This is a genomic window from Stenotrophomonas beteli (assembly GCF_001431665.1).
Classification (GTDB): domain Bacteria; phylum Pseudomonadota; class Gammaproteobacteria; order Xanthomonadales; family Xanthomonadaceae; genus Stenotrophomonas; species Stenotrophomonas beteli.
In genome coordinates, this window is sequence record NZ_LLXV01000015.1 from 106,037 (window position 1) to 125,958 (window position 19,922).

At 67.0% G+C, this 19,922-nt stretch carries 21 protein-coding genes; 14 read left to right on the plus strand and 7 right to left on the minus strand.

Features of this window, described 5'->3' with window-relative positions; translation table 11 throughout:
* Positions 1-58: 58 nt before the first annotated feature.
* Positions 59-1,306 carry a TIGR03862 family flavoprotein gene (locus tag ARC23_RS03080; protein WP_057495868.1) on the minus strand — a complete coding sequence of 416 codons (1,248 nt, stop codon included), beginning with the start codon at positions 1,304-1,306 and terminating at the stop codon, positions 59-61.
* Positions 1,293-1,727, minus strand: coding sequence for an FKBP-type peptidyl-prolyl cis-trans isomerase (locus tag ARC23_RS03085; RefSeq protein ID WP_057495869.1), 435 nt, complete (start codon positions 1,725-1,727; stop codon positions 1,293-1,295). Before ARC23_RS03085 ends, ARC23_RS03080 begins: the two co-directional genes overlap by 14 nt.
* Before the next feature lie 70 nt (positions 1,728-1,797).
* Between ARC23_RS03085 and ARC23_RS03090 the strand changes: the two genes are divergently transcribed.
* The 4 genes from ARC23_RS03090 (at position 1,798) to ARC23_RS03105 (ending at position 4,803) form a co-directional block, all read left to right on the plus strand.
* Complete coding sequence (locus ARC23_RS03090) at positions 1,798-2,163, plus strand: DUF6164 family protein (protein WP_057495870.1); 366 nt, start codon at positions 1,798-1,800, stop codon at positions 2,161-2,163.
* Between the two features lie 164 nt (positions 2,164-2,327).
* Positions 2,328-3,095: a sulfurtransferase gene (locus ARC23_RS03095; RefSeq protein WP_057495871.1), complete on the plus strand. Its 768-nt coding sequence runs from the start codon at positions 2,328-2,330 to the stop codon at positions 3,093-3,095.
* Positions 3,096-3,241: 146 nt separating this feature from the next.
* A complete protein-coding gene (locus ARC23_RS03100) occupies positions 3,242-4,237 on the plus strand; it encodes an LLM class flavin-dependent oxidoreductase (protein WP_057495872.1) in 996 nt (331 codons plus the stop codon).
* A gap of 68 nt (positions 4,238-4,305) precedes the next feature.
* The gene (locus tag ARC23_RS03105; protein WP_057495873.1) at positions 4,306-4,803 is read left to right on the plus strand and encodes a pyridoxamine 5'-phosphate oxidase family protein; all 498 of its coding nucleotides are present in this window, start codon (positions 4,306-4,308) and stop codon (positions 4,801-4,803) included.
* Between the two features lie 150 nt (positions 4,804-4,953).
* On the opposite strand, the gene ARC23_RS03110 is transcribed toward ARC23_RS03105, so the two are convergent.
* Both ARC23_RS03110 and ARC23_RS03115 read right to left on the minus strand, forming a co-directional pair.
* Positions 4,954-5,607, minus strand: a complete 654-nt coding sequence (locus tag ARC23_RS03110) for an exopolysaccharide biosynthesis protein (protein ID WP_057495874.1) — start codon at positions 5,605-5,607, stop codon at positions 4,954-4,956.
* Positions 5,591-6,898 carry a hemolysin family protein gene (locus ARC23_RS03115; protein ID WP_203226335.1) on the minus strand — a complete coding sequence of 436 codons (1,308 nt, stop codon included), beginning with the start codon at positions 6,896-6,898 and terminating at the stop codon, positions 5,591-5,593. The genes ARC23_RS03110 and ARC23_RS03115 overlap by 17 nt, the downstream gene beginning before the upstream one ends.
* 292 nt (positions 6,899-7,190) lie before the next feature.
* Here ARC23_RS03115 and ARC23_RS03120 point away from each other — a divergent pair, with 292 nt between their 5' ends.
* Positions 7,191-7,817: a DUF47 domain-containing protein gene (locus ARC23_RS03120; RefSeq protein WP_057495876.1), complete on the plus strand. Its 627-nt coding sequence runs from the start codon at positions 7,191-7,193 to the stop codon at positions 7,815-7,817.
* 13 nt (positions 7,818-7,830) lie between these two features.
* Positions 7,831-8,952 (plus strand): inorganic phosphate transporter, encoded by a 1,122-nt coding sequence (locus ARC23_RS03125; protein WP_057495877.1) that lies wholly within the window; start codon positions 7,831-7,833, stop codon positions 8,950-8,952.
* 224 nt (positions 8,953-9,176) lie between these two features.
* Here the strand turns inward: ARC23_RS03125 and ARC23_RS03130 are convergent, their stop codons facing one another.
* The 3 genes from ARC23_RS03130 to parE form a co-directional block, all read right to left on the minus strand.
* On the minus strand, positions 9,177-10,667 hold the full coding sequence (locus ARC23_RS03130) for a S10 family peptidase (RefSeq protein WP_057495878.1): 1,491 nt from the start codon (positions 10,665-10,667) through the stop codon (positions 9,177-9,179).
* 110 nt (positions 10,668-10,777) lie between these two features.
* Positions 10,778-11,356 (minus strand): GNAT family N-acetyltransferase, encoded by a 579-nt coding sequence (locus ARC23_RS03135; RefSeq protein WP_057495906.1) that lies wholly within the window; start codon positions 11,354-11,356, stop codon positions 10,778-10,780.
* A gap of 153 nt (positions 11,357-11,509) precedes the next feature.
* The gene (gene parE, locus ARC23_RS03140) at positions 11,510-13,399 is read right to left on the minus strand and encodes a DNA topoisomerase IV subunit B (RefSeq protein ID WP_057495879.1); all 1,890 of its coding nucleotides are present in this window, start codon (positions 13,397-13,399) and stop codon (positions 11,510-11,512) included.
* Positions 13,400-13,571: 172 nt separating this feature from the next.
* Here parE and ARC23_RS03145 point away from each other — a divergent pair, with 172 nt between their 5' ends.
* From ARC23_RS03145 to ispD, 8 genes are all read left to right on the plus strand, one after another.
* The gene (locus ARC23_RS03145; protein WP_057495880.1) at positions 13,572-13,805 is read left to right on the plus strand and encodes a hypothetical protein; all 234 of its coding nucleotides are present in this window, start codon (positions 13,572-13,574) and stop codon (positions 13,803-13,805) included.
* A gap of 400 nt (positions 13,806-14,205) precedes the next feature.
* Positions 14,206-15,870, plus strand: a complete 1,665-nt coding sequence (locus ARC23_RS03150; RefSeq protein WP_057495881.1) for a CTP synthase — start codon at positions 14,206-14,208, stop codon at positions 15,868-15,870.
* An 89-nt stretch (positions 15,871-15,959) separates the two neighbouring features.
* Entirely contained in the window at positions 15,960-16,790 is an 831-nt protein-coding gene (kdsA, locus tag ARC23_RS03155; RefSeq protein WP_057495882.1) for a 3-deoxy-8-phosphooctulonate synthase, read from the plus strand.
* Positions 16,787-17,134 (plus strand): hypothetical protein, encoded by a 348-nt coding sequence (locus ARC23_RS03160; RefSeq protein ID WP_057495883.1) that lies wholly within the window; start codon positions 16,787-16,789, stop codon positions 17,132-17,134. Before kdsA ends, ARC23_RS03160 begins: the two co-directional genes overlap by 4 nt.
* Positions 17,134-17,463, plus strand: coding sequence for a hypothetical protein (locus ARC23_RS03165; RefSeq protein WP_057495884.1), 330 nt, complete (start codon positions 17,134-17,136; stop codon positions 17,461-17,463). Before ARC23_RS03160 ends, ARC23_RS03165 begins: the two co-directional genes overlap by 1 nt.
* A 96-nt stretch (positions 17,464-17,559) precedes the next feature.
* Positions 17,560-18,852 carry a phosphopyruvate hydratase gene (eno, locus tag ARC23_RS03170; protein ID WP_057495885.1) on the plus strand — a complete coding sequence of 431 codons (1,293 nt, stop codon included), beginning with the start codon at positions 17,560-17,562 and terminating at the stop codon, positions 18,850-18,852.
* 4 nt (positions 18,853-18,856) lie between these two features.
* Complete coding sequence (gene ftsB / locus ARC23_RS03175) at positions 18,857-19,210, plus strand: cell division protein FtsB (RefSeq protein WP_057495886.1); 354 nt, start codon at positions 18,857-18,859, stop codon at positions 19,208-19,210.
* Positions 19,207-19,905, plus strand: coding sequence for a 2-C-methyl-D-erythritol 4-phosphate cytidylyltransferase (ispD, locus tag ARC23_RS03180; RefSeq protein ID WP_057495887.1), 699 nt, complete (start codon positions 19,207-19,209; stop codon positions 19,903-19,905). Before ftsB ends, ispD begins: the two co-directional genes overlap by 4 nt.
* Positions 19,906-19,922 lie beyond the last annotated feature (17 nt).

Genomic DNA, 19,922 nt, shown 5'->3' on the forward strand with positions numbered 1-19,922 from the left:
CTGCCGTTGATTCAGGCGATCAAGCAGTCGAGCATGGCTCGACTCTGCAAGGCTGGCGTCACCGCTCCGCCAACCATCCGATCACGCCCTCGGCCGCGCGCAGGCCGCTGGCGTAGCACGCGGTCAACAGGTAGCCGCCGGTCGGGGCTTCCCAGTCCAGCATCTCGCCGGCACAGAACACGCCGGGCACTTCCCGCAGCATCAGGCCCTCATCCAGTGCATCCAGGCGCACGCCGCCGGCGGTGCTGATCACCTCGGGCATCGGCCGTGGCCGCAGCAGGCGCAGTGGCAACCGCTTGAGCGTGGCGGCGACGGCAGGCAGGTCGTTGCCCGCGTCCTTGCCGAGGATCTCAAATACCAGCGCAGCCTTCACCGCATCCAGGCCGGCCTGGCGGCGCAGGTGTTCGCCGAAGCTGCGCCCCTTGCGCGGGCGCGACAGGTCGGCCAGCAGGCGCGCTTCGTCGCGGCCCGGCACCAGGTCCAGCCACAGCAGGGCGTGGCCGTCGCGATTGATGGTCTCGCGCAGGTCGGCGGCCAGGGCATAGACCAGGCTGCCTTCAATGCCGTAGCCGCTGGCCACGCATTCGCCTTGCAGCGACTGCGGCTGGCCGGCCAGGTCGATCCAGTGCGCGACCACCGGCTTCAGTGGGGCGCCGGCATTGCGTTGGGCGAAGAACGGGGTCCAGTCCACGTCGAAGCCGCAGTTGGCCGACTGCAGCGGCGCGATAGCCACGCCACGCGCCTGCAGGGGGGCGACCCACGCGCCGTCGCTGCCCAGCTGCGGCCAGCTGCCACCGCCCAGCGCCAGCACCGTGGCATCGGCGTGCACGTCAATGCAGCCATCGGCGGTATCAAAGCGCAGTGCGCCGTCGTCGCTCCAGCCGATCCAGCGATGGTTGGCGTGCAGGCGCACGCCCTGTTCCTTCAAGCGGCGCACCCAACCGCGCAGCAACGGAGCGGCTTTGCGGTCGACCGGAAACACGCGGCCGGAGCTGCCGACATAGGTCTCTACGCCGAAACCGGCGGCCCAGTCGCGCAGTGCCTGCGCGTCGAAGCCGTCCAGCCAGCGGCCCACGGCAGCGGCCTGCTCGCGGTAGCGGCTGTCGAACAGCGGCCGCGGATCGGCATGGGTGAGGTTGAGCCCACCCTTGCCGGCGATCAGGAACTTGCGGCCAGGCGAGCCCTTGGCCTCATACAGATCCACGTCCAGCCCGGCCGCGCGCAGGCGCTCGGCCGCGAACAGTCCGGCAGGGCCGCCGCCAATCACGGCAACCCGGTGCGGCGTGTTGGCGTTACGGTTTGACATCGAGCAGCTCGACGTCGAACACCAGCGACGAGCCAGCCGGGATCGGGCCGGCGCGGCGGTCGCCATAGCCATAGTCCGGCGGGATCATCAGCGTGCGCTTGCCACCGACCTTCATCCCGGCCACGCCTTCATCCCAGCCGCGGATGACCTGGCCGGCGCCCAGCGCGAAGGTGAACGGTTCGCCGTGCTTGAAGGAGCTGTCAAAGGTCTTGCCGTGCTTGGTCTCGGTGCGGTTGTCGTAGATCCAGCCGGTGTAGTGCACGGTGACCTTGTTGCCGGAGACGGCTTCGGCACCGGTGCCGGTAACGGTATCGATGCGCTCGAAGGTGGTGAGGGTGCCACCCGGCGGAGGGCCGGCCGGTTCGTTCGAACAGCCAGCGGCGGCAAGGGACAGCAGCAGGGGAAGCAGCAGGCGGCGCATCGGGCGTCTCCGGAAGGGCGCAGGGCGAGGGCGGCAAGGGTAGCGCATCGGCGCCGGGTATCATGGCGGCATGGCAAAACTCCTGCTCAATCTGCGCAATGTCGGTGACGATGAATATGCCGATGTCTGCACCCTGCTGGACCAGCATGGCATCGCCTGGTACCGCACCGAACCCAGTCCTTGGGGCATTTCCAACGGCGGCCTGTGGCTGCGCGAGGATGCCGATCATTCGCGCGCCAAGGCCCTGATGGCCGGCTACCAGGCCGAACGCGGCCCGCGCATCCGTGCCGAGCGCGCGCAGGCGCTGCGTGACGGTACCGCCGAGACCTTCGGCAGCCTGCTGCGGCGGCGCCCGCTGTATGTGGTGATGGTCCTGCTGGCGATGGCGGCTGCGGCGGCCCTGGTGCTGCTGCCGTTCATGCTGCTGCGCGGATAAGGGGGCGGCCGGGTTGCACCCGGCACCCGCAGATCCAACGGCAACGTCAAAAGCTGGTTTCGGTGGGATGGCAGGTTCCGAGTACCTGCCGGGATCCCTCTGCCCTGCTGCGGGATCTGATCCCTGAATCTGTCCGGAGGGGCGCGAGGCGCTAAAATGGCCGGATGATCGCCAACACTGCCGCCTACCATTTCGCCGTCATCGACGCTCCCCAGGCCCTGTGCGACCAGTTGCTGGCGCGTGCCGAAGCAGCCGGGTTGCGCGGCACGATCCTGGTGGCGGGCGAGGGACTGAACCTGTTCCTGGCCGGTGCGCCGGTGGCGATTGAAGGGTTCTATTCGACGCTGCGTGAAGACGCGCGCTTCGTTGACCTGCGGGTCAAGACCAGTCTCAGCGAGCATCAGCCGTTCGCGCGGCTGAAGGCCAAGGTCAAGGACGAGATCATCAGCTTCCGTCGCGACGACGGCCAGCCGCTGGCTTATCCGCGTGCACCGGCGGTCGATCCGGCCACCGTGCAGCGCTGGTTGCGCCAGGGCCACGACGATGCCGGCAAACCGGTGGTGATGCTCGATACGCGCAACCTGCAGGAGGTCGAGTACGGTACCTTCAAGGATGCACTGGTGCTGCCGATCCACAAGTTCACCGACCTGCCCGAGGCGCTGGCGCCGCATCGCGAGGCGCTGAAGGACAGCACCGTGGTCAGCTTCTGCACCGGCGGCATCCGCTGCGAGAAGGCGGCGTTGTGGATGGTCAACGACGGCATGGACAACGTGCTGCAGCTCGAGGGCGGCATCCTGGGCTACTTCGAGGAAGTGGGTGGCGAGGGCTACGAAGGCCGTTGCTTCGTGTTCGACGAGCGTGTGGCGCTGGATGCAGAGCTGAAGCCGATGGTGGACCAGCCGCTGCCCGAGCCGCGTCCCAGCGCGTTCTGACCGCGCTTCTGTAGAGCCGGCCAGCGGCCGGCACTACCGGATCAGCGCTGAACCGGCCCCACGGGAATCAGCATCCTGCCACCGTCACTGGCCGCCACGCCTGGCCGACCCCATGCATGGGGGATCCTGTGACGGAAAACCGCCTGATGATCCCATTGTCGATTCTCGACCTGGCCCCGGTCTGCGAGGGCAGTGACACCACTGCCGCCTTTGCCAACATGCTGGAACTGGCCCAGCACGCCGACGCGCTGGGCTATCGCCGCTACTGGCTGGCCGAACACCACAACATGCCGGGCATCGCCAGTGCGGCCACCGCCGTGCTGATCGGCCACGTCGCCGGTGGCACCCGGCGCATCCGCGTCGGCGCCGGTGGCATCATGCTGCCCAACCATGCACCGCTGCAGGTGGCCGAGCAGTTCGGCACGCTGGCCTCGCTGTATCCGGATCGCATCGATCTCGGCCTGGGCCGTGCGCCAGGCACCGATCAGCCGACCGCGCGCGCACTGCGGCGCTATTTCGACAGCGCCGACCAGTTCCCGCAGGACGTGCGTGAGCTGCTGCACTACTTCGAACCGGTGCAGCCGGGCCAGGCCGTGCAGGCCGTTCCCGGGGGCGGCCTGCGCGTGCCGACGTGGATTCTCGGTTCCAGTCTGTTCGGCGCGCGCATGGCCGCGTCGATGGGCCTGCCGTACGCGTTCGCCTCGCACTTTGCACCTGATGCAATGGACGAGGCATTGGCGGTGTACCGACGCGAGTTCCGTCCCTCGGCCACCTTGAAGCAACCGCATGCGATGCTGGCCCTGAACGTGGTGGCCAGTGACAGCGAGGCCGAGTCGCGTCGCCTGTTCACCAGCCAGCAGCAGAGTTTCGTCAACCTGCGCCGGGGCCGTCCGGGCAAGATTCCGGCGCCGATCGACGACATTGAAGCCTTCTGGGAACCGCACGAAAAGCTGGGCGTGGAACGGGCCCTGGCCTGCACCGTGCTCGGCGATCCGCAGCAGGTGGCCGAGGGTATCGCCGCGTTCGTTGAACGGCATGCGCCCGACGAGCTGATGCTGACCGCCAACCTCTATGACCATCGCGCGCGCCTGCGTTCGTTCGAACTGGCCATGCACGCCTGGCACGCCCGCCACGCGGGCTGAACAATTGCCTCACGGTTCATTGCGCTCAAAGCGCGTCTGATGGGGGCCTCACACCAATGGAGCCCCCCATGGCCGATACCCGCGCCGAACACATCGCCCAGCTGGCCGAGCTGATCAAGGACGTGGAGGTGGCGATGTTCACCACCACCGGCGTTGATGGCCGCCTTTACAGCCGGCCGCTGGCCACCCAGCAGGTCACCTTCGACGGTGACCTGTGGTTCGTGATCACCGCCGACAGCCCGAAAGTGGCCGAGATCGCGCTCGATCCGCGGGTGAACGTGGCGTATGCCTCACCCTCGAAGAACACCTATGTGTCGGTGGCAGGGCGCGCGCGGGTTGTCGACGACCGCGCGAAGGTCGAGGCGCTGTGGTCGCCGGCGATGAAGCTGTTCTTCCCGGGTGGCAGTGACGACCCGAACCTGCGCCTGATCCATGTGCGCGCCGACTCGGCCGAGTACTGGGATGGACCGGGTACGCTGCTGGGGACGGCGCTGAACTTCGTGCTGTCGGCGGTGCAGGACGAGCCGGCGCCGTTGGCCGACAACGGGTTCATTGATCTGCGGTGATGGCCCCATCCACGCCATGCGTGGATCTGCCGGGTGTGACGCGCGTCCCTGCAGTGGATGGGGCGCGTCCGATGTTGGTAGTGCCGGCCGCTGGCCGGCAAACCCGGAAACCTGGCAACCGGCCGGCGGCCGGCCCTGCCGGATTCCGGCTCAGAACCAGCGCTGGAACAGATCCACCGTGTAGCCCACCAGCTGTCCCGAACTGAAACCGAAGAAGGTGATCGCCGCCAGCGCTGCGATCCAGTTGAACAGCATCAGGGCACCATCACGTTCCAGCAGCGCCAGCGAGAACAGCAGCAGCTGGAAGCCGAACAGGAAGTTGGTGAACGGAATCGGCAGCGACAGCAGCAGGCCCAGCAGCACCAGCAGCAGGCCGCTGAAGGCGTGCGCCGGCAGCGGTGTCAGCAACTGCGGCAGGCGCGGTCGGAGCATCTTGTCCAGGCGCCGAAGCGGGCGGTCGATGCGGTCGAGAAAGCGGTGCATGGTGCCGCGCTTCGGCCCGCGCCGGGCGATGAAGCCGGGCAGCCACGGGCGGCGCAGGCAGCACAGCATCTGCAGCCCGATCAGGATCACCAGCGGGCCGCTGACCGCACCGCCCATGCCCGGAATCGGAATGAAGGAAGGCAGGATGGCCACGAACAGGAACACGCCGAATGCGCTCTGCTGCAGGTTGCGCAGGATCTGGCCGAGCGGCATGTGCTCGGCCGGGTCGCCGGAGGCGAACATCTCCAGCAGGGTGCGGATGCCCTCGTTGCGATAGGCCGGGCGGTCGTCGCCCGGGCCGGCCTCAGGCGGTGAGCTCATCGGCCTGCTCGTCGGACAACGTGCGCAGCAGCAGCTTGTCCACGCGGGCGCCGTCCAGGTCGACCACCTCGAAGCGCCAGCCGGCCCAGTCGAAGTACTCGCCGGCGTGCGGGATGCGGCCGAAATAGTGGATGCACATGCCGGCCAGGGTGTAGTAGTCGCCGTCCTCGGCATCAGGCAGGTCGTTGCTGCCGATCAGTTCGCGCAGGTCTTCGATCGGCAGCGAACCGTCCACCAGCAGCGAGCCGTCCTCGCGGGTCACCACCAGCGCGTCCTCGTCATCAGCGTTCTCAACGGCCTGCAGGCGGCCGACCACCGCGCCCATCAGGTCGCTGATGGTCACCAGCCCCTGGATTTCGCCGTACTCGTCCACCACCAGCGCCATCGACTGCTGCTCCTCGCGGAAGATCTCCAGCAGCTTCATCGCGTGGGTCGATTCGGAGACATACAGCGCTTCGCGCAGGGTCTGGAACAGGGCGTTGTCACCGCGCGCCATGCGCGTGGCCAGCGATTTCAGCTCCAGCACGCCGACCACGTCCTGGTCGTTGCCGCGATACACCGGATAGCGCGAGAACTCGTGCTCGGCCATGATTTCCAGGTTGCGTTCCAGCCCGGCCTGGGTATCGAGCCAGGCGATGCGGTTGCGCGGGGTCATCAGGCTGTCGGCGGTGCGGTCACCCAGGCGCATGACACGGTTCATCATGTCGCGCTCATGGGCGTCGATCACGCCGGCCTCGTGGCTTTCGGCCACCAGCATGCGGATTTCTTCTTCAGTCACTTGCGCGGCCTCGTCCTTGCCCAGGCCCAGCACCTTCAGCACCAGCTGGGTGGTCTTGGACAGGAGCCAGACGAAGGGCAGGGCGAGCCTGGCCAGCCAGCTCATCGGCATCGCGACCAGGCCGGCAATGGCCTCGGAACGTGTCAGGGCCAGGCGCTTGGGCACCAGTTCGCCGAAGATCAGCGTGATGAAGGTGATCAGCGAGACCGCCAGAGCGGTGCCTACTTCGCGCGCGTACGCAAAGCCGGGCATCAGGCCCTGCAGCCAGCCGGCGATCGCGTCGCCGATCGCATCACCACCGAGGTAGCCGGTCAGTACGCCGATCACGGTGATGCCGATCTGCACGGTGGACAGGAAGCTCTCCGGCTTCTCCGACAGCTCCAGCGCCTTGGCGGCACGCTTGGAGGTGGCGGCCATCTGCTTCAGGCGGCTCTTGCGCGAGGTCATGACCGACATCTCGGACATGGCGAAGAAGCCGTTCAGCAGAACCAGCGCGAAGACAATCAGGATCATTTCAAACACGGGCATCGTCCCCGGTTGGTGGCAGGGAGGGCGGGTGCTTGCGATGGCGGCAGGCGCTCAGGAACGGGGTCCGGCGCGGCGCAGGGGGATAAGGGTCGTCGTCCATAAGGTGCGCCCGAGGGCGCGCTGGCATCTTAGCAAAGGGGCATGGCAGGGTGGCAACCGCCTGTTCAGGTTGGGGCGCGCGGGGGCCCGGAATGGGGCGGGGATACCCGAGATGGTCATCTAGCCGTCATAATTCGCCCTGGTGCCGTCCTTCCCGCGACGGCTGACAGGTTTCTCAATGTTCTCTCTGCAGACCATTTTCGGTTCCGGCAAACAGTTCTACACCCTGCTTGATGAGGCTGCCGTTGCGGCCTACGACGCCGCCAAGGCGTTGCATTCCATGCTGCGCGAGGCCGACCGCCAGCCGGCGCTGGACGCTTTCAAGCTGGCCCGCCTGCGCGAACGCGCCGCCTCGGACAAGATCAGCCAGGCGCTGGTGGACAGCTTCATGACCCCGATCGAGCGCGAAGACATCGAAGCGCTGGGCTCGGCGCTGTACAAGATCCCCAAGCAGATCGAGAAGTTCGCCGATCGCTATTCGCTGGCCACCACGCACCTGGAACACATCGACTTCGCGCCGCGCGCGGCGATGCTGGAACAGGCCGCCGGGGTGGTGGTGGAGATGGTGGCCGACCTGCGCCACATGAACCTGGACCGGATGACCGCGCTGAACGAGAAGCTGCGCTCGCTGGAGAACGAGGCTGATCGCCTGATGCTCGAGCTGTACCGCGACATCTATTCCGGCCGCCTGGACAACCTGCAGATGTTCCTGTTGAAGGAATTCTTCGAGATCCTGGAAAAGGCCATCGACCGCTGCCGCGAGGCCGGCGTGGTGGCGTACCAGATCGTGTTGAAGAACAGCTGACGGACGCCGCCGCATGTTGACCCTTGTCCTGGTGGTGATCCTGGCCGCGCTCGTTTTCGAGTTCATCAACGGCTTCCACGACACCGCCAACTCCATTGCCACCGTGGTCGCGACCAAGGTGCTCTCGCCCGGCTGGGCGGTGATGCTGGCCGCCTTCATGAACCTCATCGGTGCGCTGACCGGTACGGCCGTCGCCCTGACCATCGCCTCCGGCCTGCTCAACACCAATGTGGTCGATGTCACCCCGCAGGTGATCCTGTGCGCGCTGCTGGGCGGCATCATCTGGAACCTGATCACCTGGTGGAAGGGCCTGCCGTCCTCCTCCTCGCATGCGCTGATCGGTGGCCTCTGCGGCGCCGGCCTGGCCGCCGCCCACAACAACTGGGACGCGCTGATCTGGTCCGAGCGCCTGGGCAACTGGGCGCAGAACAAGGGCCTGCTGTGGAAGGTGTTCGTGCCGATGATCACCTCGCCGATCGCCGGCTTCCTGCTGGGCATCGTGGTCATGGTGCTGCTGTGGGCGCTGATCGCTGGCCTGGCCAAGGTTGGCGGTGCCATCGGCCGGCTGGCCCGTCCGCGCATCGTCAACGCGTTCTTCGGCAAGGCGCAGATCGCCTCGGCAGCCTACATGGGCTTCGCCCACGGCCACAACGACGCGCAGAAGACCATGGGCATCATCGCCATGACGCTGATCGGCGCTGAAGCCACCGGCGCACTGGACAACCTGCCGTCGTGGCTGGCCTTCATGCACCCGGACGCGCATGCCGGTGATGGCATCGCGATGTGGATCGTGCTGACCTGTGCGGTGGTGATGGCGGCCGGTACCGCCTCGGGCGGCTGGAAGATCATCAAGACCCTGGGCCACAAGATGGTCAAGCTGCACCCGATCCACGGCTTCGCCGCAGAGACCAGCTCGGCCACCATCCTGACCCTGGCCGCCCACTTCGGCATGCCGGTGTCGACCACGCACAGCATCTCCACTGCGATCATGGGCGTTGGCTTCGCCAAGAACCCGCGCTCGCTGAAGTTCGGTGTGATCGAGCGCATCATCTGGGCCTGGATCCTGACCATTCCCGCTGCCGGCGGTTGTGCGTACCTGATCCTGAAGCTGTTCGAGCTGTTCGGCTGGACCTGATCGCCACGCCAAGGCTGCAAACGAAAAAGCCCGCCGGATTCCGGCGGGCTTTTTCATGGCAGAGAATTTTTCCGCACACATCGTGTCGACCAAGGTCGACACCTGCCAGAGCACAACCAGGGCCCCGCTCCGCCAACCCACGGAACCCCGGCTTTTGACGTGGCCGTTGCAGTTGCCGTTGCAGTTGATCCGGTGGGTGCCGGGCCGCAGGCCCGGCCGAACCCTCAATTACGCTGGAACAGCGCCTGTACATCCTTGCGGAATGCCGCCTGGCTGTCCGCCCGGCTGTAGAACATGTGGCCGCCGGGGTAACTGCGCACCTGCACCCGGTCCGGGTTGCTGCCCATCGCCGGCATCTGGTCCACGGTCAGGATCGAGCCCATGAACGGGCACGACAGGTCGTTCCAGCCATGCACGATCAGCACCTGCAGATGCGGATCGATCGCCACCGCCTGGCGCAGCTGCGTCACCGCCCCTTGGCGCAGTTCGCCATTGCGGTCCCACAGCCGGTTCACCTCGTAGTTCAGCGCCTGGTAGCGCGCATCCACCTTCCAGCCGACCACGCGCGTCACGAAGTCGACCATGGCCGTGGTGGTCGGCGCGATGATGCTGTCCAGCAGCGGATCATTGGCGCGCTGCTCCGGATCATTCGGGAACGGATCGAACGCGGTCACGTTGGAATCGTAACGGCTGCCCAGCGTACCCTTGTCGCGGAACACTTCGCGCAGGTACGCCTGGGTCTCCAGGCGGCCACCGGCACGGCGCACGAACTGCGGGTCCAGCCCGGTCAGTTCGGTCACCCGGCGCAGCATCGCCTCGGTGGCCCGCGGATCGCTGCGGCCCTTCATCAGTGCGGTGGCGTAGTCGCCGCGGGTGTACTCGACCACCTCGCGCATCGCCGCATCGGTCAGCTTGCCCTGGCGCTCCAGGTGCGCTGCGGCGATCGACGGCAGCGTCTGCATCCACGCCATCGGCGAGACGTCCGCATTGTCTTCCAGGGTCGGGCTCAGGTACGGCGACACCAGCACCAGGCCGTTCATTGCCACGCCCAGCCGGGTCTGCAGGAAGTGGGTGATGCGTGGGCCGCGATAGCCACCATAGCTCTCGCCGGTCAGGTACTTCCGCGATGCCATGCGCTGGTTGCGCAGCAGCCAGTCGTAGATCGAGCGCGACAGGTACTCGATGTCAGCGCTGGGGTTGTACAGCTGCTTCTTGGCTTCATCGTCGGCGATGCGTGCGCGGCTGAAGCCGGTGCCGACCGGGTCGATGAACACCAGGTCGGTGAAGTCCAGCCAGGTGCCCGGGTTGTCGTGCAGGGTGGCCGGCGCCGAGGCGCTGTCGCCCTCCGAACCGAAGGCCACCACCTTCGGCCCGATCGCGCCCATGTTGAGGTAGACCGACGACGCGCCGGGGCCACCGTTGAGTGCGAACGTCACTGGCCGGTCCTTGCCCGGCATCGTGTAGGCGGTGAACACCACGTCGGCGATCACCTTGCCCGTCTCGTCGCGCACCGGCAGGGTGCCGACAGTGGCGGTGTAGTCGAGCGTGCGGCCGGCCAGGCGCATGCTCTGGCGGGCCGAGGCGTCGGCCGGCAACGCGGGGGCTTCGCTCGTGTCGCCTTTCGAGTCAGGCGTGGCGGCGGGCGCGGCCAGCACGCTGGCAGGGGCGATGAGCAGGCCGGCGCAGAGCGCGGCAATATGCAGCAGGGACTTCATGGCACCGGTTCGGCAGCGGAAGGGGGTTCCGATGCTAGGCCGGTGGCGGCCCGTGCCGTATGTGTCCAAAGGCATGGCCGGGCGTTGGGGCCGCTACTGGCCAGATTCGGTCAAGCGGGCAGGGTGGCTGCCGCTTCATCATCGGCCAGCAGCCCGTAGACGGCCGAGTCGGCCAGTTCCCCCTGGATGCGCCAGCGCTGGCGCAGCACTCCCTCGCGGTGGAAACCCAGGCGTTCGAGCACGTGTGCGGAAGGCGTATTGCGCGGATCGATCTCGGCTTCGATGCGGTGCAGGTGCAGGGTGTGGAACAGGTAGGCCAGCACCTGCTGCAGGGCTTCGTGCATGTAGCCCCGGCCCTGGCGGCCGGGTGCCAGCAGGTAGCCGATCTCGGCGCGTGCGGCGTCGCGATCGACGGCGAACACCACGCAGATGCCCAGCAGCGGGCCGTCCAGGGTTTCGCGCAGGGCCAGCTTGAGCTGGGTGCCGATGGCGTGCGCGGCCAGGTCGTCGTCGATCTGTTCGCGGGCTTCTGCCGGCCGGGTCCAGGCCGGATGGTTCCACCAGCGCATCGCGTCCGGATCGGATTGCAGCGAGAACAGCGCGGCGGCGTCGTCACGGCGGATCGGGCTCAGGACCAGCCGCGCACTGTGCAGCGGCAGGCCGGGGAACAACTGCGAGTGGCTGGCCAATGCGGTGGTCCACACGGAGGGACGCGCATTATGGCGCTGCCGGGTTTGCCGATGGCGGCGTAATCTCTGTAGAGCCGAGCCGGTGCCCGGCTGCCTGGCATGGCACGAAATGCAGCCGAGCGTGGGCTCGGCTCTACAGGAGGGCTGCGGCAGTCAGACTTCCAGCGAGGCCAGGTCACCCTTGGTTTCCAGCCAGCCCTTGCGGTCGGAGGCGCGCTTCTTGGCCAGCAGCATGTCCATCAGCGAGCGGGTCTGCTCGCCATCGTCCACGGTCAGCTGCACCAGGCGGCGCGTATCCGGGTGGATGGTGGATTCGCGCAGCTGCGGCGGGTTCATCTCGCCCAGGCCCTTGAAGCGGGTCACGTTGATGGCGCCCTTGATCTTCTCGCGCTCGATCTTGTCCAGCATCGAGCGCTTTTCTTCCTCGTCCAGGGCGTAGAACACCTGCTTGCCCACGTCGATGCGGAACAGCGGCGGCATCGCCACGAACACATGGCCAGCATCGACCAGTGCCGGGAAGTGCTTCAGGAACAGCGCCGTCAGCAGGGTGGCGATATGCAGGCCGTCGGAATCCGCGTCGGCCAGGATGATCACCTTGCCGTAGCGCAGGCCGCTGATGTCGTCCTTGCCGGGATCGCAGCCGATGGCGATGGCCAGGTTGTGCACTTCTTCCGAGGCCAGCACGCTGTTGGAAGATACCTCCCAGGTATTCAGGATCTTGCCGCGCAACGGCATGATGGCCTGGAAATCCTTGTCGCGCGCCTGCTTGGCGCTGCCACCTGCCGAGTCACCTTCCACCAGGAACAGCTCGGTACGCGACAGGTCCTGGCTGATGCAGTCGGCCAGCTTGCCGGGCAGGGCCGGGCCCTGGGTGACCTTCTTGCGGACGACCAGCTTCTCGGTCTTCAGGCGCGCACTGGCGCGCTCGATGGCGATCTGCGCGATCTTCTCGCCCAGCTCCACGTTCTGGTTCAGCAGCAGGCTGAAGGCATCATGCGCGGCGCCTTCGACGAAACCGGCGGCCTGGCGCGAGGACAGGCGCTCCTTGGTCTGGCCGCTGAACTGCGGGTCGGTCATCTTCAGCGACAGCACGAACGAGACGCGGTCCCAGACGTCTTCCGGGGCCAGCTTGACGCCGCGCGGCAGCAGGTTGCGGAAGTCGCAGAACTCGCGCAGTGCCTCGGTCAGGCCGGTGCGCAGGCCGTTGACGTGGGTGCCGTGCTGCGCGGTGGGAATCAGGTTGACGTAGCTTTCCTGGACCAGCTCACCTTCCGGCAGCCAGGCCACGGCCCAGTCCACCACCTCGGTGTCCTTCTTCAGGCTGCCGACGAACAGGTCGGCCGGCAGCGATTCGCGCTCGCCCAGTTCCAGCTTCAGGTAATCGCGCAGGCCGTCTTCGTAGTACCAGGTGTCGACTTCACCGGTGGCTTCGTCGGTCAGCTTGACGGTCAGGCCCGGGCACAACACCGCCTTGGCGCGCAGCAGGTGCTTCAATGCGCGCACCGCGAACTTGGGCGTATCGAAGTACTTCGGGTCCGGCCAGAAGCGCACGCGGGTACCGGTGTTCTTCTTGCCGACGCTGCCGACCACTTCCAGCGGCGTGGCGCGGTCGCCGTTGCGGAAGGTGATGCGGTGCTCGGCACCTTCGCGCTTGATGTGCACCTCGACCAGGGTCGACAGCGCATTGACCACGCTGACGCCGACGCCGTGCAGGCCGCCGGAGAAAGTGTAGTTGTTGTTGCTGAACTTGCCGCCCGCATGCAGGCGGGTGAGGATCAGCTCGACACCCGGGATCTTCTCTTCCGGGTGGATGTCCACCGGCATGCCGCGGCCGTCATCGCTGACCTCCACGCTGCCATCCTTGTACAGGGTGATCTCGATCGAGCGGGCATGGCCGGCGAGGGCCTCGTCCACCGAGTTGTCGATCACTTCCTGCGCCAGGTGGTTCGGGCGCGCGGTGTCGGTATACATGCCGGGACGGCGCTTGACCGGGTCAAGGCCGGACAGGACTTCAATATCGGCGGCGTTATAGCGGGCGTTCATCTATCTTCTAAAGCGCGGAGCGACGCGCAAGTGTGCGGTCTGGACGGCGATTTTGCACGCCTGCGGTTCAGCCTCGGCGCCGGGGAGGGGGTAAAATGGCAGCCGCTGGAATCTGAACGCCGGCGGCCCCCGTTGGGTCGAAACGTCCAAGCCATACCGCGAGGAGGACCTCATGAAGAAGTTGCTGACCATTGCGATCCTGGCCGCTGCTGCGGTTGCAGTGCCGCTGGTGCTGGCGCAGAACGCCGGCCAGCCGGCCCCGCAGCAGGGTCCCCAGGCCGACAAGGCGCAGGCCGAGGCCGACGCCAAGGCCAAGCGCCGTGCCCAGGCCAATGCCGAAATGAAGGCGCAGGGCCAGCCGGTCCCGCAGCAGGAAGAGGAAGAAGAGGCAAGGAAGAAGAAGTAACGCTTCTGTCCTCTGAAGCCCTTGCCGCAAGGGATTCGCCCCCCGACGCCCCGCTCAGCGGGGCGTTTGTTTTGGGTGACGGCCGCAACTGCCCCTTGGGTTGGCGGCCATCAATCTGTAAACTATGGCTTTCCGGGAGTAAGTGCGTGTCCACCCTTTGCGAATGGGCTGGCACGGCCAAGCGTGGCCGCCAGCAATGCGGGTCGCAGGTGACGGTCGATGTGACCGGCACGGACGCCCCGACCTCGCAGGGTGGTCCCCGTCCGGCGCCCGCCGCCGCACGGTCCCGCACCTCCCTCGCTGCCCCAGCGAACCGGAAAACCCCCTTCAAGCTCCATGTCCGCCCACCGGGCGCGCGTGGTGCTGCCGTTTTCCATTTCCAGACAGGATGCTTGCAGCCATGACTCCCTTGATTTTCGTAACCGGCGGCGTGGTGTCCTCGCTCGGCAAAGGCATTGCCGCCGCGTCACTGGCCGCTATTCTCGAAGCCCGTGGCCTGAAGGTCACGATGATGAAGCTCGACCCTTACATCAACGTCGACCCGGGCACCATGAGCCCGTTCCAGCACGGTGAGGTCTACGTCACCGACGACGGCGCCGAGACCGACCTCGACCTGGGCCACTACGAGCGCTTCGTGCGCACCCGCCTGAGCCGCAAGAACTCGGTCACCACCGGTCGCATCTACGAGAACGTGATCCGCAAGGAGCGCCGCGGCGACTACCTGGGCGCGACCGTGCAGGTCATTCCGCACATCACCGACGAAATCCGCCGCTGCATCGACGAAGCCACCGAAGGCTACGACGTGGCGCTGGTCGAGATCGGCGGTACGGTAGGCGACATCGAGTCGTTGCCGTTCCTGGAAGCGATCCGCCAGGTGCGCACCGAGCGTGGCCCGGAGAAGGCACTGTTCATGCACCTTACCCTGGTGCCGTACATCGGCGCCGCTGGCGAGCTGAAGACCAAGCCGACCCAGCATTCGGTGAAGGAACTGCGCTCGATCGGCATCCAGCCGGACGTGCTGCTGTGCCGCTCCGAGCAGGCGGTGCCGGATTCGGAACGCCGCAAGATCGCCCAGTTCACCAACGTCTCCGAGCGCGCGGTGATCAGCGTGCCGGACGTGGACGTGCTGTACCGCATCCCGTCCGGCCTGCACGCGCAGGGCCTGGACGAGATCGTGGTCAACCAGCTGAAGCTGGCCGACAAGGCCGGCCCGGTCGACCTGTCGATGTGGGAGGACGCGGTCGACGCGACCCTGCATCCGCTGGACGAAGTGACCATCGCCGTGGTCGGCAAGTACGTCGACCACCAGGACGCCTACAAGTCGGTGGGCGAGGCGCTCAAGCACGGCGGCCTGCGCCAGCGCACCAAGGTCAACCTGAAGTGGCTGGAAGCGCAGGACCTGGAAGGCACCGACATGGCCGCACTGGCCGATGTCGACGGCATCCTGGTGCCGGGTGGTTTCGGTGACCGTGGTTTCGAAGGCAAGGTGCTGACTTCGAAGTTCGCCCGCGAACAGCAGGTGCCGTACTTCGGCATCTGCTACGGCATGCAGGCGGCCGTGGTCGATTACGCACGCAACGTGGTCGGCCTGGAAGGCGCCAACAGCACCGAGAACGACCGCCAGTCGCCGAACCCGGTGATCGGCCTGATCACCGAATGGCGTACCGCCAGCGGTGATGTCGAGAAGCGCGATGACAAGAGCGACCTCGGCGGCACCATGCGCCTGGGCCTGCAGGAGCAGCGCCTGAAGCCGGGCACGCTGGCCCGCGAGCTGTACGGCAAGGACGTGGTCGCCGAGCGCCACCGCCACCGCTACGAGTTCAACAACCGCTACCGCACCCAGCTGGAAGACGCCGGCCTGGTGATTGCCGGCAAGTCGATGGACGACACCCTGGTGGAAGTGGTGGAACTGCCGCGTGATGCACACCCGTGGTTCCTGGCCTGCCAGGCGCATCCGGAGTTCCTGTCCACGCCGCGTGACGGCCACCCGCTGTTCATCGGTTTCATCCGTGCCGCGCGTGAGCGCAAGGCGGGCGGCAAGCTGCTTTCCGAAGTGCGCGCCTGACTTGTGAATGGGGGCTTCGGCCCCCATCCTGCATGCTTCAACCCCCAGCGCATCGGCCCGTCCGGTGCTGCGGACAACAAGGAAACGCCATGAAACTGTGTGGATTCGAGGTCGGGCTGGACCAGCCCCTGTTCCTGATCGCCGGCCCCTGCGTGATCGAGTCGATGCAGCTGCAGCTCGATACCGCCGGCAAGCTGAAGGAGATCACCGACAAGCTCGGCGTCAATTTCATCTTCAAGTCCAGTTTCGACAAGGCCAACCGCACCTCGGGCACCGCGTTCCGCGGCCCGGGCATGGAAGAGGGCCTGAAGGTCCTGGCCGAGGTCAGGAAGCAGATCGGCGTGCCGGTGCTGACCGACGTCCATGAGTACACCCCGATGGACGAAGTGGCCTCGGTGGTGGACGTGCTGCAGACCCCGGCGTTCCTGGTCCGCCAGACCGACTTCATCCGCAAGGTGTGCTCGGCTGGCAAGCCGGTCAACATCAAGAAGGGCCAGTTCCTGGCGCCGTGGGACATGAAGCCGGTGGTGGAGAAGGCCAAAGCCACCGGCAACGAGCAGATCATGGTCTGCGAGCGCGGTGCCAGCTTCGGCTACAACAATCTGGTCAGCGACATGCGTTCGCTGGCGGTGATGCGCGACACCGGTTGCCCGGTAGTGTTCGACGCCACCCATTCGGTGCAGTTGCCGGGCGGGCAGGGCACCAGCTCGGGCGGGCAGCGCGAACATGTGCCGGTGCTGGCCCGTGCCGCGGTGGCGGTGGGCATCTCCGGCCTGTTCGCCGAGACCCATCCGGATCCGTCCAAGGCGCTGTCCGATGGCCCGAATGCATGGCCGCTGGACCAGATGGAAGCCCTGCTCGAGACCCTGATGGAACTCGACGCAGTGACCAAGAAGCACGGCTTCTCGCGCTTCGCGTGAGTCGTGACCCGTGGCAGGCGCTGGGAAACCAGCGCCGCCGCCGGCACTGGAGGCAGTGGCCGTGGGGCCCGGTCGCGCTGGGCCTGGCGGTGCTGTTCACCGTGGGCATGTTCGGGCTGGTGCTGATCGGCGCCGCGTCCGTGCGCCCGCCGGGTGATGGTGGCAGCGCTTTCAACCTGCGGGCCTGCTTCATCGCGCTGCTGGCCGGGGAGTTGGTGGCGGCCCTGGGCTGCATCGCTGCCGCCGGACTGGCCTGGCGCCTGAACCGTGGCAAGGTGACTGCCGGCCTGGCGATCATCCTGCTCTCGTTGTGGCTCGGCGCCCTGTTCTACGGGCTGCTCTGATGAATGCGGCCCTGGCAGCGCGTGATCGGCCCTGGGGCCTGATCGCGCTGGCGCTGGCGGTGCTTTCGTGGGCCGGGTTGACCGCAGCCGTGCTCGCTTTCGCTGCCAGTGTCGGCTCGCCCGGTGATGGCAATCATGGCGTGCAGGCCATGCAGTACTGGATTCTGGCTGCACTGGCCATGCTTGTGCTGTCGTTCGTTGGCAGCCTGGTGGCGATGGTGATGGCCTGGCGTCGGGGCCGCGGCGGCGTGCTCGCCACCATCGCCGGTGGCCTGCTGGTGGTGATGATGTCGTTGATCCTGATGGTGATCGGGGCCCGTCTGGCCTGACGGCGCCCGCGCCATTTGGCAAGTGGCGGGCAGCCGGGGATAATCACGCGGCATTCGTTTTGTCGCCCCCTCTTCAGACAGGTAACCGGCCCGACCATGAGTACGATCCGCAGCATCCATGCCCGTGAAATCCTCGACAGCCGTGGCAACCCCACGCTGGAAGCCGAAGTCATCCTGGAGGACGGTTCGTTCGGTCGCGCCGCAGTTCCCTCCGGCGCCTCGACCGGCACCAAGGAAGCGGTCGAGCTGCGTGACGGCGACAAGACCCGTTACCTGGGCAAGGGCGTGCGCAAGGCTGTCGACAACGTCAACACCACCATCGCCAATGCGCTGAAGGGCTTCGAAGCCACCGACCAGGCCGGCCTCGACCGTCGCCTGATCGACCTCGACGGCACCGAGAACAAGGGCCGCCTGGGTGCCAACGCGCTGCTGGGTGTTTCGATGGCCGCCGCGCACGCCGCTGCCGCCTCGAGCAAGCAGGCATTGTGGCAGTACCTGGTCGGCAAGACCGGCGTGACCCCGTCGCTGCCGGTGCCGATGATGAACATCATCAACGGCGGTGCGCACGCCGACAACAACGTCGACTTCCAGGAGTTCATGGTGCTGCCGGTGGGCTTCACCTCGTTCTCTGAAGCGCTGCGTGCCGGTACCGAGATCTTCCATTCGCTGAAGTCGGTGCTGAAGGGCCACGGCCTGAGCACGGCGGTGGGCGATGAAGGCGGCTTCGCGCCGGACTTCCGCAGCAACGTTGAAGCGCTGGACACCATCCTCGAAGCGATCGGCAAGGCCGGCTACACCGCCGGTGAAGACGTACTGCTGGGCCTGGACGTGGCCTCCAGCGAGTTCTTCGAGAACGGCAAGTACAACCTGGTGGGCGAGAACAAGCGCCTGACCTCCGAGCAGTTCGTCGACTTCCTCGCCGACTGGGCCGCGCAGTACCCGATCATCACGATTGAAGATGGCCTGGCCGAGAACGACTGGGCCGGCTGGAAGCTGCTGACCGACCGCATCGGCAAGAAGGTGCAGCTGGTCGGCGACGACCTGTTCGTGACCAACCCGAAGATCTTCCAGGAAGGCATCGACTCGGGCACCGCCAACGCGATCCTGATCAAGGTCAACCAGATCGGCACCCTCAGCGAAACCCTGGAAGCGATCGCCATGGCCGACCGCGCTGGCTATGCCGCCGTGGTCTCGCACCGCTCGGGCGAAACCGAAGACACCACCATTGCCGACATCGCGGTGGCCACCACGGCCACCCAGATCAAGACCGGCTCGCTGTGCCGCAGCGATCGCGTGGCCAAGTACAACCAGCTGCTGCGCATCGAGGAAGCCCTCGGCGCCGGCGCGCGTTACGCCGGTCGTGACGCGTTCGTTTCGCTGAAGCGCTGAGCCGATGCGCGACTGGCGCTGGATGCTGCTGGTGCTGGCCCTGTTGCTGGGCTGGCTGCAGTACCGCTTCTGGTTCGGTCCGGGCAACTCGGGCGAAGTGATGATGCTCGAAGCCCAGGTCGCCAACCAGGAGCGGGACAATGAGGGTCTGCAGCAGCGCAACGACGCGCTGGCTGCCGAAGTGAAGGACCTCAAGGAAGGCCAGTCCGCCATCGAGGAGCGCGCGCGCAGCGAGCTGGGCATGATCAAGCCCGGCGAGAAGTTCTACCGCGTGGTCGAGGATGCGCCGGCGCCCCCTGCGCAACCCGCTGCGGGCGTCAATGTCCAGGCCGGCGAACATCCGGCGGACGTGCCATGAGCGCAGCGATCTGGGTGGTGGTTCCGGCGGCCGGCCGTGGTGCCCGCTTCGGTGCGCCGCTGCCCAAGCAGTACCTGCAGGCCGGCGGGCAGATCCTGCTCGCCCACACCCTGGACGCGCTGCTCGCGCACCCGGCCGTGGCCGGGGCGATGGTGGTGATCGGCCAGGACGACGCCGACTGGCCGGGCTGGAGTGAATGGTCCGGCAAGCCGGTGCTGACCTGCACCGGCGGTGCCACGCGTGCCGCCTCGGTGCTGGCCGGGTTGCAGGCGCTGCCGGACTCGGTGCGCGCCGATGAATTCGTGCTGGTCCACGATGCGGCGCGGCCGAACCTGTCGCTGGCCGATCTTGGCCGCCTGCTTGAGGTCGGTCGTACCGACCCGGTCGGCGCGATCCTGGCCGCACCGGTGCGCGACACGCTCAAGCGTGCGGGCGACGACGGTGGCATCGATGCCACCGAGCCGCGCGAACGCCTGTGGCGTGCACTGACGCCGCAGTTGTTCCGTCGCCACCAGCTGAGCCGCGCGCTGGCCGAGGCCGCCGCCGCCGGTGTTGAAGTCACCGACGAGGCAATGGCGATGGAGCGTCAGGGCCAGCGTCCGCTGCTGGTGGAAGGCAGCGAGGACAACTTCAAGGTCACCACCCCGGCCGATCTGGACCGGTTCGAATTCGTACTTTCCCGCCGCGCCGGCTGACCGTCCGCGCGGCCCTG

What these genes read in the sequence shown, in the direction of transcription:
- ARC23_RS03080 (WP_057495868.1), bottom strand. Translation starts at nt 1,306, where the DNA reads ATGTCAAACCGTAACGCCAACACGCCGCACCGGGTTGCCGTGATTGGC.
- ARC23_RS03085 (WP_057495869.1), bottom strand. Translation starts at nt 1,727, where the DNA reads ATGCGCCGCCTGCTGCTTCCCCTGCTGCTGTCCCTTGCCGCCGCTGGC.
- ARC23_RS03090 (WP_057495870.1), top strand. Translation starts at nt 1,798, where the DNA reads ATGGCAAAACTCCTGCTCAATCTGCGCAATGTCGGTGACGATGAATAT.
- ARC23_RS03095 (WP_057495871.1), top strand. Translation starts at nt 2,328, where the DNA reads ATGATCGCCAACACTGCCGCCTACCATTTCGCCGTCATCGACGCTCCC.
- ARC23_RS03100 (WP_057495872.1), top strand. Translation starts at nt 3,242, where the DNA reads ATGATCCCATTGTCGATTCTCGACCTGGCCCCGGTCTGCGAGGGCAGT.
- ARC23_RS03105 (WP_057495873.1), top strand. Translation starts at nt 4,306, where the DNA reads ATGGCCGATACCCGCGCCGAACACATCGCCCAGCTGGCCGAGCTGATC.
- ARC23_RS03110 (WP_057495874.1), bottom strand. Translation starts at nt 5,607, where the DNA reads ATGAGCTCACCGCCTGAGGCCGGCCCGGGCGACGACCGCCCGGCCTAT.
- ARC23_RS03115 (WP_203226335.1), bottom strand. Translation starts at nt 6,898, where the DNA reads ATGATCCTGATTGTCTTCGCGCTGGTTCTGCTGAACGGCTTCTTCGCC.
- ARC23_RS03120 (WP_057495876.1), top strand. Translation starts at nt 7,191, where the DNA reads ATGTTCTCTCTGCAGACCATTTTCGGTTCCGGCAAACAGTTCTACACC.
- ARC23_RS03125 (WP_057495877.1), top strand. Translation starts at nt 7,831, where the DNA reads ATGTTGACCCTTGTCCTGGTGGTGATCCTGGCCGCGCTCGTTTTCGAG.
- ARC23_RS03130 (WP_057495878.1), bottom strand. Translation starts at nt 10,667, where the DNA reads ATGAAGTCCCTGCTGCATATTGCCGCGCTCTGCGCCGGCCTGCTCATC.
- parE (WP_057495879.1), bottom strand. Translation starts at nt 13,399, where the DNA reads ATGAACGCCCGCTATAACGCCGCCGATATTGAAGTCCTGTCCGGCCTT.
- ARC23_RS03145 (WP_057495880.1), top strand. Translation starts at nt 13,572, where the DNA reads ATGAAGAAGTTGCTGACCATTGCGATCCTGGCCGCTGCTGCGGTTGCA.
- ARC23_RS03150 (WP_057495881.1), top strand. Translation starts at nt 14,206, where the DNA reads ATGACTCCCTTGATTTTCGTAACCGGCGGCGTGGTGTCCTCGCTCGGC.
- kdsA (WP_057495882.1), top strand. Translation starts at nt 15,960, where the DNA reads ATGAAACTGTGTGGATTCGAGGTCGGGCTGGACCAGCCCCTGTTCCTG.
- ARC23_RS03165 (WP_057495884.1), top strand. Translation starts at nt 17,134, where the DNA reads ATGAATGCGGCCCTGGCAGCGCGTGATCGGCCCTGGGGCCTGATCGCG.
- eno (WP_057495885.1), top strand. Translation starts at nt 17,560, where the DNA reads ATGAGTACGATCCGCAGCATCCATGCCCGTGAAATCCTCGACAGCCGT.
- ftsB (WP_057495886.1), top strand. Translation starts at nt 18,857, where the DNA reads ATGCGCGACTGGCGCTGGATGCTGCTGGTGCTGGCCCTGTTGCTGGGC.
- ispD (WP_057495887.1), top strand. Translation starts at nt 19,207, where the DNA reads ATGAGCGCAGCGATCTGGGTGGTGGTTCCGGCGGCCGGCCGTGGTGCC.